Source organism: Buttiauxella sp. WJP83, from assembly GCF_027594725.1.
GTDB lineage: Bacteria > Pseudomonadota > Gammaproteobacteria > Enterobacterales > Enterobacteriaceae > Buttiauxella > Buttiauxella selenatireducens.
In genome coordinates this window covers 2,876,531-2,891,411 of the sequence record NZ_CP110080.1, presented here as the reverse complement: position 1 = coordinate 2,891,411, position 14,881 = coordinate 2,876,531, and the positions used below count along the sequence as shown (strand labels likewise).

The following is a 14,881-nucleotide window of genomic DNA, read 5'->3' as shown; positions in this document are numbered from 1 at the left end:
AAATGACTATTGTGATTTGGTCGAGCACGGATTTATCCCTGAGTGTAAAAAGCAGGCGGTTTTTTAGTCCGCCTGTTGGAATGACCTTAGAACAGCAGTGAGTAGTTCACACCGTAAGTGCGTCCACGACCTTTATACTCATACAGCGATGGGCTGCCGTAAGTTGGGCTATACAGTAACGGCGCGCGCTGCCCCCACACGGTGGTGTAATCTTTATCCAGCAAGTTTTCGATGCTGAAGCTGAGTTTGCCCACCGGCAATGCATAGCTACCCATAAAGTCGATGGTGTTGTAGCCATTAATCTTATTATCGCTCGCATCGGTCAAATCAAACGTCTGCTGGCTTTGAACTCGCAGGCTCCACGGATCGGGTGCCCAGCCAACGTATGCGGTGGCTTTCGACGGGCTTGCGTAAATCACATCCCATTTCTGCCATTTCCCATCAACTTTGGTTTCAGATTTCAGCACGTTGAAGTTTACGCCGGTGCTCCAGTTTGAATCTGGAATGAAGTAATCCACCGCACCTTCAACCCCGTAAATACGACGCTTATCATCCTGAATATTGATGGCCATATCTGCACGATTGATGGCGATAGACTTATCAGACAACGAGTAGTACGCCGCAATCTGGCTGCGCAGGCTATCACCGGTATAACGCCAGCCTAACTCGTAAGAATCGACCTTGATCCCCTGAAGTTTAGATTGCCCAACGTTAACGCTATTAAGAAGTTGGTAATGGCCATTAACCAGACGGTAAGTGCCGTTGCCGTAATACTTGCCAGGGTCAGGTAGCTCAACACCTTGCGAGAAGTTGAACCACGTTTGTTGGCGCTCGGTGATGTGCATCAACACGCCAGCATTGAACAACGCATTGTCATAATCGGTGCTGCCGCCAGGGATGGCATCGGCAGAATTTGCGATACCGTTCGCAATGCCTTGCTGCTGAGTAAACCCAATAAAGTCATCAACTTTATTCTCAGTCCACTGGTAGCGTACGCCGCCGCTGAGAGTGAACAAGTCGTTGATGTCATAGCTGGTTTGCAAGAATGGGGCAAAGTTGGTGATGGTGTAAGCCGGGTAGCGGCCGGTGGTATAAATACTTTGGTTATTCAGGCCACCCGAGGCATTTGCTTTCGCCAAATCAAAGAACATCTGGTTCGACGTAAAGCTCTCGTGATCGGCGTCCACACCATAGGTTATCTGCCAGCCGTCGAGCGGTTGGCTGGTCAATGCCAGTTTCGCACCGTACTGATCGGTATCCTGCTGAGACGCGGAGAAACTGGTGACCTTATTACGCGTCAGGGTAGGGAACGGGTAGAACGTCAGGGATTCATCGCGATAATAAATCTGCCCAACCAACTCCTGACCGAGGAAATCGCTGTTGGAATATTGCAGGCTAATCAGATGGCGCTCGGTGCCAGGAATGCGGTCTGAGTTAAGCTCATCACTGACATACGCTTTGCCATCACCCGTTACCGCAGAAAAATTCTGCCCCAAATTCAGGCCGTAATCCTCATCGCCCTGGCTTTTGTAATACTGCGTAACCAACTGAAGCTGCTGGGTTTCATCAATATTTAACGTACCCGTTCCCATAACATCCAGACGGTCGGAATACTGTAAACCTGTCTGTGTATTATCGAGCAGGGTCTGGTCGCCATTGCCGTCATACCAACCGCCAAACTGTTGATAAGCCACCGAAAGACGCCCGGAAGCATGGTCGTTACCACCAGAAATTGCACCAGCAATGCGCTCATCGTGATCTTTGCTGCTGTTAAAACCTGATTTAAGACCCGTTTCAAATTCCATCTGGGTTTCAGGCTGACCTTTTTTGGTCACGATGTTAATCAGACCACCCGTACTCCCACCGCCATACAGGGACGTCGCGCCGGAGATGACTTCAATATGCTCGATATTAAACGGGTCAATAGAATCTAGCTGGCGGCTATCGGTTCGGGATGAGTTCAGGCGTACACCATCCACTAAGACGACGATCGAGCGACCACGCATATTCATGCCGTAATTGGTGCGACTTTGGCTGCCGACATCAAGGCCCGGAATAAGCTGTGCAAGGGCATCTTTCAGCTCCTTGCCACCCTGGATTTGCTGTTCAAGATCAGCGCCTTCGATAACCCAGGTGGTCTGTGCCATTTCTGCCACCGTGCGGTGCATACGGTTTGCAGAAACCAAAATATCTTCTTCGGATGTTTGCTGCGCGAAAGCCGGAGCCATCATCGCCAGGAGCAACGGGTTAAGCACCCAGCGCGCGTTTTTATGCATCATCATCATTCCTTGGATGGGAAATAATTAACATTTAAAAATGTTTTGAAATATGAACGAGCAGAATTTTGCCGATAACGGTTCTCATTATCAATATCAATTGATAGTATTTCTCAAATTAATCTTATGAATAATCACATTATTTCTGTGGTTTACTTTTTTGAGCGTACGCCGTGAACGGCAAAGGAGTCGAAATGTCTGGGGTGCAAGGCTATCGATTGTTTAATGTGCAGCTAGTGCATAAATCGCAAATATCACCGTCACTGCTGAGCCTGGTTTTCGGCGGACCAGACGTCGCCAAAATGAAATGTGATTCGCCGGACCAGCGGATCAAAATGTTATTCCCGTCAGAAGATGGTTCACTCCCGGCCTTACCAGAACAGGCGCAGTGGTATCAGTTACTGCAAGAATTGCCCAAAGAGAAGCGGCCGATTGTGCGCACTTATACCTTGCGCCACGTTGACCGCGAGCGCCAGGAAGTGACGGTTGAGTTTGTCAGCCACGGCACGGAAGGGCCGGCATCCGCATGGGCTATTGCGTCAATGCCTGGGGATAAAATCCAAATTGTTGCCCCAAATGCGGATTACCCACAGGACAGCGGCGGTTATGAGTGGACGCCGCCTGCGGGCTTGCGTCAGGCGTTAATTATTGCCGATGAAACCGCACTGCCAGCGGCGCGAGGTATTCTTGAACTGCTGGCAATGCAGCAAAATCCGCCACAAATCCAGGCATTTTTTGAAGTGCCAGAGCAGGATGATTGTGTTGATTTAAGCGAATTTAGCTTCGCCAGTATTCACTGGTTGCCTCGTAATCCTTCTAAAGCCAGCCACGGAGAGTGTTTGCTAAAAGCGGTCCGAGCTAAGGTGCAAGTACCTAAAACGGCAGGAGTTGTTGAAGCGATCAACGAAGAAGCGGAAGGCGAATTGCTGTGGGACAAAGCCACTACTGGCAGCACTGCGTTTTATGGTTGGATTGCAGGGGAATCGACGGTCGTGAAAATGCTGCGTCGTTATTTGATAGGTGAATGTGGCGTTAACCACGATGCTATCAACTTTATGGCTTACTGGAGTAAAGGGCGACAAAAGTAAAAGCGGAACTCTGAAAAGGCGGATGAGTTTGACTTATCCGCCTCAGTGTAATTTAGATTTTCTTCAGTTCAGGCATTAGCCGCATCGTGGTGCTAACTATCTGTAAAAGCTCATCATAGCTGGCATTTTCACGCGCGCTGACTGACATCCCCTGAATGATGCAGCACAAATATTTAGCCAGCTTACGCACGCAACTGCTGGAGGGGATTTCACCTTTCTCCTGGCGCTTACTCAGAAAACGCACCAACGTTTCTTCCTGCATCGACTGGCGTGTTTTTATCACGGCGGCAATATCTTCCGAAGATGCCGCCAGCACTGATGAAGTACAGATGATAAAACAACCTGTTGGCGTGTCTTTCTCCGTAAATAACTTTGCAATCAGCGATAAATAATCTTCCAGCGCTTCTTCAAGCGTCCGATCTTCGCAGAATAAACATGCCTCACGCATTTGCGTAAAGCGCGCGATATAACGATCCAGCACCGCCCGAAAGAGTCCCTCTTTATTCGTGAACTCGGCGTACAGCGTCGGGGCTTTCGCACCCGTTGCTTCTACCAAATGCGCCATAGAGGTGGCTTCGTAGCCGTGTTGCCAGAACAAAGCCATGGCCTTGTCGAGTGCTGCTTCCCTGTCAAACACCTTCGGACGGCCACGGCTTTTTTTAATGCAACTTGTATCAGATGACATGTATGCCGTTTAACCTTTGTCTGTTTAATGAACGATCATTATAAAAATAAAAACACCCAGTAGCTAGCGGCTTTTCGGATAAAAATAAACGGTTCCTATCTAAATGATAAATAGGGTTTTTATAAAATAATTAATGAACGTTATTAAATTAATTTGACGTGTGATGCAGATCACGTTTATGATTTAGTTATCGATCGTTAAGTAAATGACTTGACGACCTTACAAATCATCTGCTCAAGGTAAATAACATGAAAAACGTAAAAACTCTCGTTGCTGCCGTTGTATTAAGCTCAATTTCTTTTGCAAGCTTTGCCGCTGTAGAAGTCCAGGCCACTCCAGCAGGTCAACAGAAAATCGGTACTGTGACGGCAACCGCGGGGACTAACCTGGGTTCACTTGAAGCACAACTGGCTGAAAAAGCAGAACAAATGGGTGCAAGTTCATACCGCATCACTTCAGTAACCGGTCCAAACACGTTGCATGGTACTGCGGTTATTTATAAATAAGTTATTACCCTCTGAGCGTTGCCTTATAAACTCGTTCAATAAAAAAGGCCCTGTAAAAAAATAACAGGGCCTTTTTTCTATTCTTGAATCGACTTAAATCGTATTGCTCGCTTCAGGATGAGCATTCACTTCTACTGGCATACCTGAACGATGCTGCATGGCTTGCTCCATTACCGTTGCGTCAGTTTCAGGGGCGGACTGGAACTGTTTCATCTGCTCGTTAAGCACAATTGGCAGCACCTGAGGGTCGTCATTAATATCTTTTGACAGCGGCTGATGCACTTCAACTAAACGAGTACCGTCCGGTTCAACGGAGGTCTTGATCGCGGTGTTAATAATGCGCACTGGCGTTCCGACCGGCATCTCTTTATACAAAGCTTTGATGTCGTCATCACGCAGACGAATGCAACCAGAACTGACACGCATACCGATACCAAAGTCTGCGTTGGTGCCGTGTAACAGATAGACACCACCATAGGCGGCGAGGCGAATCGCATGGTGACCCATTGGGTTATCCGGCCCGGCAGGCACCACTGTCGGGAGTTTGATGCCGTTGGCCAGGTAACGTGCGCGGATATTCGCGGTGGGTGTCCAGGTTGGGTTGGCCCGTTTATCTGAAATGGTCGTCACCATGGTTGGCGTGACGGTGTCGCCACCGAGTTGACCAATCCCAATAGGGTAGACGGTGACGCTGTTTTTCCCGGCCGGATAATAGTAAACGCGGAGCTCGGCGAGATTAAGTACCAGCCCCTGACGTGGGGCGTCGGGCAGCAGCATTTGACGTGGGATCGTCAGCACGCTTCCTGCACGAGGAACATACGGATCTACGCCCGGATTTGCCTGAAGCAAAGCCAGGAAACCCACATTGTATTTTTTCGCAATCGCCTCAAGCGAACCCCCATTATTTTCCACGACATGGAAAATATTCTTGCCGATCAGACGGCTTCCTTCTGGTGGCAATGGATAAGAGTTGGCGACAGCCTGAAACGAGGCCAGTGTTGCGCTAACCAGCATGATCGACGCGAGCCAGCGAATGACGCGAGCTTTGCGGGATGATGAAACGCTCAGAGAGGTAATCACGATAAACCCTATGAAAAATGTGTATGTTATAAAAAAGTTAATCGATGATTATGGCGGGAGAGCGTGTAGGGAAATCCTGGCGGATTGAAAGAATGTGTAAATGTTACAAAATAAGTGCCTTAGACATTTCTAAGGCACTTTGAGCAGATTAAGCCGCTGCGTTCTGTGCAAGCTGACGCATAAAGTTACGCACCCATTCCATGCGGGTTTTGCGGTCAGCGAGATCTTCAATAAATTTCAGACGAGTTGGCCCATCCAGACGGTAATGCTGAGGCTGTTTTTGCAGTAAGCCAATCAACCATACTGGATTAACATTGTTCTTCTCGGCAAATTCAATCACGCCACCTTTTTCGTTACCTTCGATTTTACGTACACCTAATTTCTGTGCTTGCTGGCGCAACGCGGCAATATCCAGCAGGTTGCGAGCAGGGTCAGGCAGCAAACCAAAGCGGTCAATCAACTCTACTTTTAACTCGTCGAGTTCATGTCCCGTTTTTGCACTGGCGATGCGTTTGTAGAACGACAGGCGCGTATTGACGTCCGGGATGAAATCATCCGGCAACAGGGCAGGCATGCGCAGTTCAACCTCGGTCTGGCTGCTGGTCAAATCTTCAAGTGACGGTTCACGGCCTTCTTTAAGCGCATCGACCGCGTTTTCCAGCAACTCCATATACAGCGAGAAACCGATGGTTTCCATCGAGCCGCTTTGGCCTTCGCCGAGCAACTCACCCGCACCACGAATTTCCAGGTCATGTGTCGCCAGGGCAAAACCGGCACCCAAATCTTCGAGAGAAGCGATAGCCTCGAGGCGTTTTTGCGCGTCGGTGGTCATCGCTTTTGGATGTGGCGTCAACAACCAGGCATAGGCCTGGTGATGCGAGCGCCCAACGCGGCCACGTAGCTGGTGCAACTGCGCAAGGCCGAAATGGTCTGCGCGTTCGATGATAATGGTATTCGCGGTCGGAATATCGATACCGGTTTCGATAATCGTGGTACAGACCAGCACGTTGAAACGCTGGTGGTGAAAGTCGTTCATCACGCGTTCCAGCTCACGTTCACGCATTTGGCCATGACCAATGGTGATGCGCGCTTCGGGCACTAATACCGCGAGGCGGTCTGCTGCTTTTTGGATATTTTCCACATCGTTATAAAGATAGTAAACCTGCCCGCCGCGCAGGACTTCACGCAGAATTGCTTCGCGGACAACCAGTTCATCGTACTGGCGAACGAAAGTTTTCACCGCCAGACGGCGTGCCGGAGGCGTCGCGATAATCGACAAATCGCGCATCCCGCTCATCGCCATATTAAGCGTGCGTGGGATCGGTGTTGCAGTCAGCGTCAGGATATCGACGTCTGCACGCATCGCTTTAATTCGCTCTTTATGACGCACACCAAAGCGATGCTCTTCATCGACAATCAGGAGCCCCAGGTCTTTCATCTTCACATCATTTTGCAGAAGCTTATGGGTGCCGATAAGAATATCGACTTTCCCTTCACTCGCATCTTGCAGGATTTGCGCTTGCTCTTTGGCGGTACGAAAACGCGACAGCATTTCGATGCGCACTGGCCAGTTGGCGAAACGGTCGCGGAAGTTATCCAGATGCTGTTGAGCGAGCAGGGTGGTCGGCACTAACACAGCAACTTGTTTGTGGTTTTCCACCGCGAGGAATGCGGCGCGCATCGCTACTTCGGTTTTACCAAAGCCCACATCGCCGCAGACAAGACGGTCCATGGCCAGCGGTTGGCACATGTCGCTCAACACCGCATTAATCGCCTGGGCCTGGTCCGGCGTGGTTTCAAACGGGAAGGCATCGCAGAACAGTTGATATTGTTCGCGGTCATGCTTAAAGGCAAAGCCTTGTTTTGCGGCACGCTGGGCATAAATATCCAGTAATTCCGCAGCCACATCACGCACTTTCTCGGCGGCTTTCTGGCGCGCGCGTGACCATGCATCGCTGCCCAGTTTATGCAGCGGCGCATTTTCTTCGGCTCCGCCCGCGTAACGGCTGATCAAATGCAGTGAAGAAACCGGTACGTAGAGTTTGGCGTCACCGTGATAGGTCAGCATCAGGTATTCAGCCGTGATACCACCGGCTTCAAGGGTGGTTAATCCGGCGTAACGGCCAACACCATGTTCAAGATGCACAACCGGTTGGCCGATATGCAGCTCGGCGAGGTTGCGAATCAAGGTATCTGGGTTAATGGTGCGACGACTATCCTGACGGCGGCGGCTGACGCGCTCACCCAGCAGATCGCTTTCACAAATCAACGCGCGGTTACGCAGGGTGTCGATGAAACCATGCTCACTGGAACCCTGCATCAAATAGCGGCCATTATCTTTGGCCTCATCAAGGCGATAAATACGCTTTGGTGCCACTTTGATGCGGGATAACAATTCGCCTAGTGCTTCACGGCGTCCTTCACTTTCGACGGAAAACACCACGGGTCCCGCGAAGGACTCAAGGAATTTACGCAGGTTATCGAGCGGCGCTTTCTGCTGCGCCTGAACGGAAAGGTCAGGCAATGCGCGATAGCCCAGGTTGGTAAACGCAGCTTTGTCGGCTAATGATTCGGTTTTGAGCTGGATACGCGGCCAGGATTTTAACTCGCTGAACAGTTCGTCCACACGCAGCCACAGGCTTTCTGGTGGCAATAATGGCCGCATCGGATCGACGCCGCGATTTTCGAATCGGGCCACGGTATCCTGCCAGAAACGCTCGGCACTGTTTTCGATGTCGCCAGTATTCACCAGCAAGGTGTTTTTTGGGAAATAACTAAACAGCGGCGGCAAAGGCTCGCTGAAGAACAGCGGTTGCCAATATTCAATCCCGGCAGGGAGCGTGTTTTTACTCACTTGCTGATAGATATGTTCCGGCTCGCGTTTCACATCAAACTTGTCGCGCCACTGGCTACGGAACAGTTCAATGGCGGTTTTGTCGGTCGGGAACTCGTGCGCAGGCAGCAAGTTAATCGCGTCAACTTCTTCGAGCGTGCGTTGCGTATCAACATCAAACACGCGCAGGCTGTCGATTTCGTCATCGAAGAAATCGATGCGGTAGGGCTGATCGCTCCCCATCGGGTATAAATCCAGCAATGCGCCACGGGTAGCAAATTCACCGTGTTCCATCACCTGATCGACACTGCGATAACCAGCCTGTTCTAACTGGCTACGTAGATTATCGCGTGATAGGCGCTGGCCTTTTTTCATCACCAACGCATGGCCGTGCAAGAAACTGTGCGGGCAGACGCGTTGCATCAGGGTATTCACCGGCAGGATCAACACGCCGCGCTGCATGGTTGGCAACTGATACAATGTCGATAAACGCGAAGAGATAATTTCCTGATGCGGCGAGAAACTGTCGTAGGGCAGGGTTTCCCAGTCGGCAAGATTCACCACCAGGCTTTCCGTAAACTGAGTAATCTCGTCATGCAAACGCAGTGCATTCTGCATATCGGGAGCAATCAACACCACCGGCCCATTATGGCGCTCTATGATTTCGGCCACTTCGGTTGCACAAGCAGAACCGGTGAGTTCTCCAAGCTGACGCTGATCGCCAGCTTTAACAGGTAAGGAATAGCGATAATTTTCAGGCATAGAAGGTGTCAGAATCTCTCAGGTTACATCGAATTTTGCGGGTAAATAACCCCGACGCGGCAAGAAGTTGCCTTTTATTATCCGCGATCGTTTTGTATTAGCAACCCAATCGCAAAGCAGCCAGAGATTTGACCCATTCGCCAACCGTCACTTATCCCGCATCCGTTGCGGTCACCATTTTTTTCGGCGGTGAGAAGAACAGATCACCACACAGAATCCGCGATAATTTTCTGAAGCCCAGGCCCAGCAAGGTACATATCGCCAGGCTGAAAAACGGATAAACCAGCAAAATGGCGAGCAGCAGGTTATCGGAGAGGTGTCCGGCATTGATTTGTGCAAGTGTGAATAAGCTTAATGCTTCAATCACAATGCGGTGGGTCGTGTAAATCGCAATGGTGTTGCTGCCGACAATATTCAGGAAGGCGTCGGAGCGGCTTTCTCGCCGGTTATCAAGCAGATAAAATAGCTTCATAATGACGAAAATAGAGAGCACTGAAATCACCAGCGGGACGTTCACCAGATACAGCGCGGTAGAAACCAAAGCAGCGGCTACGCAGAATAATGGTCGTTGGCGAGGGGAAAATGCTTTCATCGCGTTCATCAATTGTGGCCCAAACCACGCGCCCAGCCCGTAATAACACATGTTACGCACCACGCTGTTCATACCCCACCATGGCAACGGCATAAAGCTAATCGCTACATTCAGCGCCAGTAACATCACGATGACCGGAACTTTGTACTGGCGCAGGCTTTTGAAAACCAGAAAATAGAGCACCAGTGCGTAGAGATACCAAAGGCTGGTGCTGGCTTTTGCCATGCTGGTGGCAAATTGTAAGAGGTTTTCTGAGTAGGCTGCGTTGGAGGTTGGGTTTCGCACCAGTTCAGGTGCCAGCCACGCATTGATCAACGTAATGCCAAACCACTGCAACACGCCCCATAACAACAATACATAAAAGATATTCCACAGACGTTTATCAATGCAGTCCCGCCATTTCACCACGTCGATATAGCGGGTTATCAAATATCCAGAAATAAAGAAAAAGACCGGCATACGAAAAGGGGCCAGATAAAGATTCAGGTAAATCCAGCTTTTGGCAATGTACTCAGGCAATCCGCTTTGGGATTGCACCAGGTGCGGGTAAAAAGTGATCACCGAGTGATAGATAACCACAAGGCAGATGCACAGTCCCTTAATGTGATTAATCCATAGCTGTTTGTTTTTCATACTGTGGCAATGTCTTCTGTTGGTCTGAATTGCCTTCAGGGTGGAAGATTGGCACCCGTTTTTTTACCCGATTTGTCTGTTTTTGTAAGAATCTGGAGCCTTTCAGAAATTCCGCAGGGTCAGTAATTAACAAATTCGTGAGAGCTTTGACTTCGAAAACAAGATGTTATGAGCTTGATTTAATTGAATTTCACATGTTCTGAAATATCAAAAAAACGTTATGTTTCATTTACTTGATACGGTATCACTTATATACTTCTCGCCAACTTTGCATCCGCAACTGCAACAAGACGGAATACATGTATCAACCTGTCGCGTTATTTATAGGCCTGCGCTACATGCGTGGGCGAGCAGCTGACCGTTTCGGTCGCTTCGTTTCCTGGCTGTCGACTATCGGCATTACGCTTGGCGTAATGGCGCTGGTTACCGTGCTTTCCGTCATGAACGGATTTGAACGTGAGCTACAAAACAACATTCTTGGACTGATGCCACAAGCGATAATCAGTGCGCCTGGGGGCTCCATTAATCCAGAAACGCTTCCTGCAAAAGATCTCAAACTCGAAGGTGTGACGCGAATTGCGCCAATTACCACCGGTGATGTGGTGCTGCAAAGCGCGCGCAGCGTGGCGGTTGGTGTGATGCTGGGTGTGCAGCCGGACGAAAAAGATCCGCTTTCGCCGTTTTTGGTCAACGTTAAGCAAACTGACCTGGTCGCCGGGAAGTACAACATTATTCTGGGTGAGCAGTTGGCCGGGCAACTGGGCATTAAACGGGGTGATAGCATCCGTGTGATGGTGCCATCCGCCAGCCAGTTTACGCCGATGGGGCGTTTGCCTAGCCAGCGTCTGTTTACCGTCATTGGTACTTTTGCGGCCAATAGCGAAGTCGACGGTTATCAAATGTTGGTAAACCAGCAGGATGCGTCGCGACTGATGCGCTATCCGGCGGGCAATATCACCGGCTGGCGTTTGTGGCTGGCAGAACCGCTAAAAGTGGATGTGCTGAGTCAACAGACACTGCCGCAGGGTACCGAGTGGAAAGACTGGCGCGAACGTAAAGGGGAGCTTTTCCAGGCCGTGCGCATGGAAAAAAATATGATGGGGCTGCTATTGAGCCTGATTGTAGCGGTTGCCGCATTTAACATCATTACGTCTCTTGGCCTGCTGGTCATGGAAAAACAAGGCGAAGTCGCCATTCTCCAGACTCAAGGGCTCACCCGTCGCCAAATCATGGCGGTGTTTATGGTGCAAGGGGCAAGTGCCGGGGTTATTGGGGCACTGCTGGGCGCGTTACTGGGCGCGCTACTTGCCAGCCAGTTAAACAATTTGATGCCGATTATTGGCGCGATGTTGGATGGCGCCACTCTGCCGGTTGCCATTGATCCGCTACAAGTTATCGTGATTGCCGTCGTTGCTATGGCGGTTGCGCTGTTATCCACGCTTTATCCATCGTGGCGTGCTGCCGCGACACATCCCGCTGAGGCTTTACGTTATGAGTAATTCAATCCTGTTGCAGTGTGACAAGCTGTGCAAACGCTATCAGGAAGGCAAAGTGCAAACCGACGTATTGCATGATGTCAGCTTCAGCATCGATACCGGCGAGCTAATGGCGATTGTCGGCAGCTCTGGTTCCGGCAAAAGTACCCTGTTGCACCTGTTAGGTGGGCTTGATACGCCAACTTCTGGCGATGTGATTTTCAACGGCAAGGCGATGAGCTCAATGTCGTCGTCAGCTAAAGCGGAACTGCGTAACCGTGAGCTGGGCTTTATCTATCAGTTCCATCATCTGCTGCCTGATTTTACCGCGATGGAAAACGTCGCGATGCCGCTGTTAATCGGCAAAAACAATACGGATGAAACCAGAGAACGTGCGTTGGAAATGCTGAAAGCTGTCGGTCTTGATCACCGCAGTAATCACCGTCCTTCAGAGCTTTCCGGTGGTGAACGCCAGCGTGTGGCGATAGCACGTGCTCTGGTCAATAATCCGCGCCTGGTGCTGGCCGATGAACCGACCGGTAACCTGGATGCACGTAATGCAGACAGTATTTTCGAACTGCTTGGTGAGCTGAACGTGCGCCAGGGAACCGCATTCCTCGTGGTGACTCACGATCTGCAATTGGCGCGTCGCATGTCTCGCCAATTAGAAATGCGTGATGGTCGCCTGACCAATGAGCTGACTCTGATGGGAGCCCATTAATGGCTTCGCCACTGTCACTGCTTATTGGTTTGCGTTTTAGCCGCGGGCGTCGTCGCAGCGGTATGGTGTCACTGATTTCAATCATCTCCACTTTAGGTATCGCATTAGGTGTAGCGGTGCTGATCGTGGGGCTGAGCGCAATGAACGGTTTCGAGCGTGAGCTGAATAACCGTATTTTAGCGGTAGTACCACATGGTGAAATCGAGCCGGTAAATCAGCCGTTCCATGACTGGAGCGGTGTTTTACAACGTGTTGAAAAAGTGAAGGGGATTGCGGCGGCTGCGCCGTACATCAACTTCACCGGTCTGGTGGAAAGTGGACCAAATCTGCGCGCTATTCAGGTAAAAGGGGTCGATCCTGCACAGGAGGTTCGTCTTAGCGCGTTACCACAGTATGTGCAAAATAACGCGTGGGCTAACTTTAAGGCCGGTCAGCAGCAAATCATCATTGGTAAAGGGGTTGCTGATGCCCTGAAAGTGAAGCAGGGCGACTGGATCTCTATCATGATTCCCAACAGCAATGCCGATCACAAATTGCTGCAACCGAAGCGCGTACGCCTGCAAGTTGAGGGTATTCTCGCACTCAGCGGGCAGCTCGATCACAGCTTCGCGATGGTGCCAATGGCGGATGCGCAGAGCTATCTGGACATGGGTGATAGCGTCACCGGCATTGCTATCAAAGTGAATGATGTGTTTAACGCCAACCAGTTGGTGCGAGATGCCGGTGAAGTCACTAACGCTTACGTTTACATCAAAAGCTGGATTGGTACCTACGGCTATATGTACCGCGATATCCAGATGATTCGCGCCATTATGTATCTGGCGATGGTGCTGGTGATTGGTGTCGCCTGTTTCAACATCGTTTCCACGCTGGTGATGGCGGTGAAAGATAAGAGCAGCGATATCGCTGTACTGCGAACCCTTGGTGCAAAAGATGGCCTGATTCGCGCGGTTTTCATCTGGTATGGGCTGTTAGCCGGTCTGTTGGGTAGCGTGAGCGGTGTGATTATCGGGGTGCTGGCCTCCTGGCAACTGACCAATATCATCCGCGTCATTGAAAAACTTATCGGTCACCAATTCCTGTCCGGAGATATTTACTTTATTGATTTCCTGCCATCCGAACTTCATTGGCTGGACGTATTTTATGTGCTGGTGACAGCACTTTTACTGAGTCTGCTGGCAAGCTGGTACCCTGCGCGTCGCGCAAGCCGAATTGATCCGGCGAGGGTGCTAAGTGGCCAGTAATTACGTCATGATTTGAGTGGCGCTTTGTGTTGTTAAATCAATGTGCCGCCAAATCAGAAAGAGGAATGCATTATGTATTATGGATTTGATATTGGCGGCACCAAAATTGCACTCGGTGTCTTTGATGAACAGCTTAAATTGCAGTGGGAAACCCGCGTTCCCACGCCGCGCGAAAGTTACGACGAATTTTTAAACGCAGTCGCCGCCCTGGTGACCGAAGCGGATACCCGTTTTGGCGTTAAAGGTTCTGTGGGTATCGGCATCCCCGGGATGCCGGAAACCGACGATGGCACGCTCTATGCCGCCAATGTTCCTGCCGCCAGTGGCAAACCGCTGCGTGCCGACCTCTCTGCTCTCCTTGAACGCGACGTGCGTCTCGATAACGATGCCAACTGTTTTGCCCTCTCCGAAGCCTGGGACGATGAGTTCCGTCAGTATCCGCTTGTCATGGGATTGATACTCGGAACGGGCGTGGGCGGCGGGATTGTCATTAACGGTAAGCCGATTACCGGTCGCAGTTATATCACCGGTGAATTTGGTCATATTCGCCTGCCAGTCGATGCGCTGGAGGTGGTCGGGCGTGATTTCCCCCTGACGCGCTGCGGCTGCGGACAGCACGGCTGTATTGAGAATTATCTTTCAGGTCGCGGGTTTGCATGGCTTTACGAACACTTCTATCATCAGAAACGTGAAGCTCCGGAAATCATCGCCTTGTGGGAGCAGGGGGATGAACAAGCCCGCGAACACGTTGAACGGTATCTTGATCTACTGGCGGTGTGTCTGGGCAATATTCTGACTATTGTCGATCCCGACTTACTGGTGATCGGTGGTGGATTATCCAACTTTACTGCAATTACGGAACAGCTGTCCGGGCGATTGCCTCGACATTTGCTGCCGGTTGCCCGTGTACCGCGCATTGAACCTGCGCGACATGGGGATGCTGGCGGTATGCGTGGCGCGGCGTTCCTCCATCTCACGGAGTAAAT

The 14,881-nt window shown here is 50.6% G+C and carries 11 protein-coding genes; 6 read left to right on the top strand and 5 right to left on the bottom strand.

Annotated features, from left to right (window positions below):
* Positions 1–86: 86 nt before the first annotated feature.
* Positions 87–2,276, bottom strand: a complete 2,190-nt coding sequence (gene iutA / locus OH773_RS13470; protein WP_270145871.1) for a ferric aerobactin receptor IutA — start codon at positions 2,274–2,276, stop codon at positions 87–89.
* A 194-nt stretch (positions 2,277–2,470) separates the two neighbouring features.
* On the opposite strand from iutA, the gene OH773_RS13465 reads away from it, so the two are divergent.
* The gene (locus OH773_RS13465; RefSeq protein ID WP_270139335.1) at positions 2,471–3,364 is read left to right on the top strand and encodes a siderophore-interacting protein; all 894 of its coding nucleotides are present in this window, start codon (positions 2,471–2,473) and stop codon (positions 3,362–3,364) included.
* Positions 3,365–3,416: 52 nt separating this feature from the next.
* On the opposite strand, the gene OH773_RS13460 is transcribed toward OH773_RS13465, so the two are convergent.
* Positions 3,417–4,049: a TetR/AcrR family transcriptional regulator gene (locus OH773_RS13460; RefSeq protein ID WP_183271886.1), complete on the bottom strand. Its 633-nt coding sequence runs from the start codon at positions 4,047–4,049 to the stop codon at positions 3,417–3,419.
* 248 nt (positions 4,050–4,297) lie between these two features.
* On the opposite strand from OH773_RS13460, the gene bhsA reads away from it, so the two are divergent.
* The gene (bhsA, locus tag OH773_RS13455) at positions 4,298–4,555 is read left to right on the top strand and encodes a multiple stress resistance protein BhsA (RefSeq protein WP_270139334.1); all 258 of its coding nucleotides are present in this window, start codon (positions 4,298–4,300) and stop codon (positions 4,553–4,555) included.
* Positions 4,556–4,648: 93 nt separating this feature from the next.
* On the opposite strand, the gene ldtC is transcribed toward bhsA, so the two are convergent.
* From ldtC to OH773_RS13440, 3 genes are all read right to left on the bottom strand, one after another.
* A complete protein-coding gene (gene ldtC / locus OH773_RS13450; RefSeq protein WP_270145869.1) occupies positions 4,649–5,569 on the bottom strand; it encodes a L,D-transpeptidase LdtC in 921 nt (306 codons plus the stop codon).
* Positions 5,570–5,783: 214 nt separating this feature from the next.
* On the bottom strand, positions 5,784–9,230 hold the full coding sequence (gene mfd / locus OH773_RS13445; protein WP_270139333.1) for a transcription-repair coupling factor: 3,447 nt from the start codon (positions 9,228–9,230) through the stop codon (positions 5,784–5,786).
* A 151-nt stretch (positions 9,231–9,381) separates the two neighbouring features.
* Positions 9,382–10,455 (bottom strand): acyltransferase family protein, encoded by a 1,074-nt coding sequence (locus tag OH773_RS13440; RefSeq protein ID WP_270139332.1) that lies wholly within the window; start codon positions 10,453–10,455, stop codon positions 9,382–9,384.
* A 299-nt stretch (positions 10,456–10,754) separates the two neighbouring features.
* Between OH773_RS13440 and lolC the strand changes: the two genes are divergently transcribed.
* The 4 genes from lolC to nagK all read left to right on the top strand — a co-directional run bounded on the left by lolC (position 10,755) and on the right by nagK (position 14,879).
* Complete coding sequence (gene lolC, locus OH773_RS13435) at positions 10,755–11,954, top strand: lipoprotein-releasing ABC transporter permease subunit LolC (protein WP_270139331.1); 1,200 nt, start codon at positions 10,755–10,757, stop codon at positions 11,952–11,954.
* Positions 11,947–12,651: a lipoprotein-releasing ABC transporter ATP-binding protein LolD gene (gene lolD, locus OH773_RS13430; RefSeq protein ID WP_270139330.1), complete on the top strand. Its 705-nt coding sequence runs from the start codon at positions 11,947–11,949 to the stop codon at positions 12,649–12,651. Before lolC ends, lolD begins: the two co-directional genes overlap by 8 nt.
* Entirely contained in the window at positions 12,651–13,895 is a 1,245-nt protein-coding gene (gene lolE, locus OH773_RS13425) for a lipoprotein-releasing ABC transporter permease subunit LolE (protein WP_270139329.1), read from the top strand. Before lolD ends, lolE begins: the two co-directional genes overlap by 1 nt.
* A 72-nt stretch (positions 13,896–13,967) precedes the next feature.
* Complete coding sequence (nagK, locus tag OH773_RS13420; RefSeq protein WP_270139328.1) at positions 13,968–14,879, top strand: N-acetylglucosamine kinase; 912 nt, start codon at positions 13,968–13,970, stop codon at positions 14,877–14,879.
* Positions 14,880–14,881: the final 2 nt, after the last annotated feature.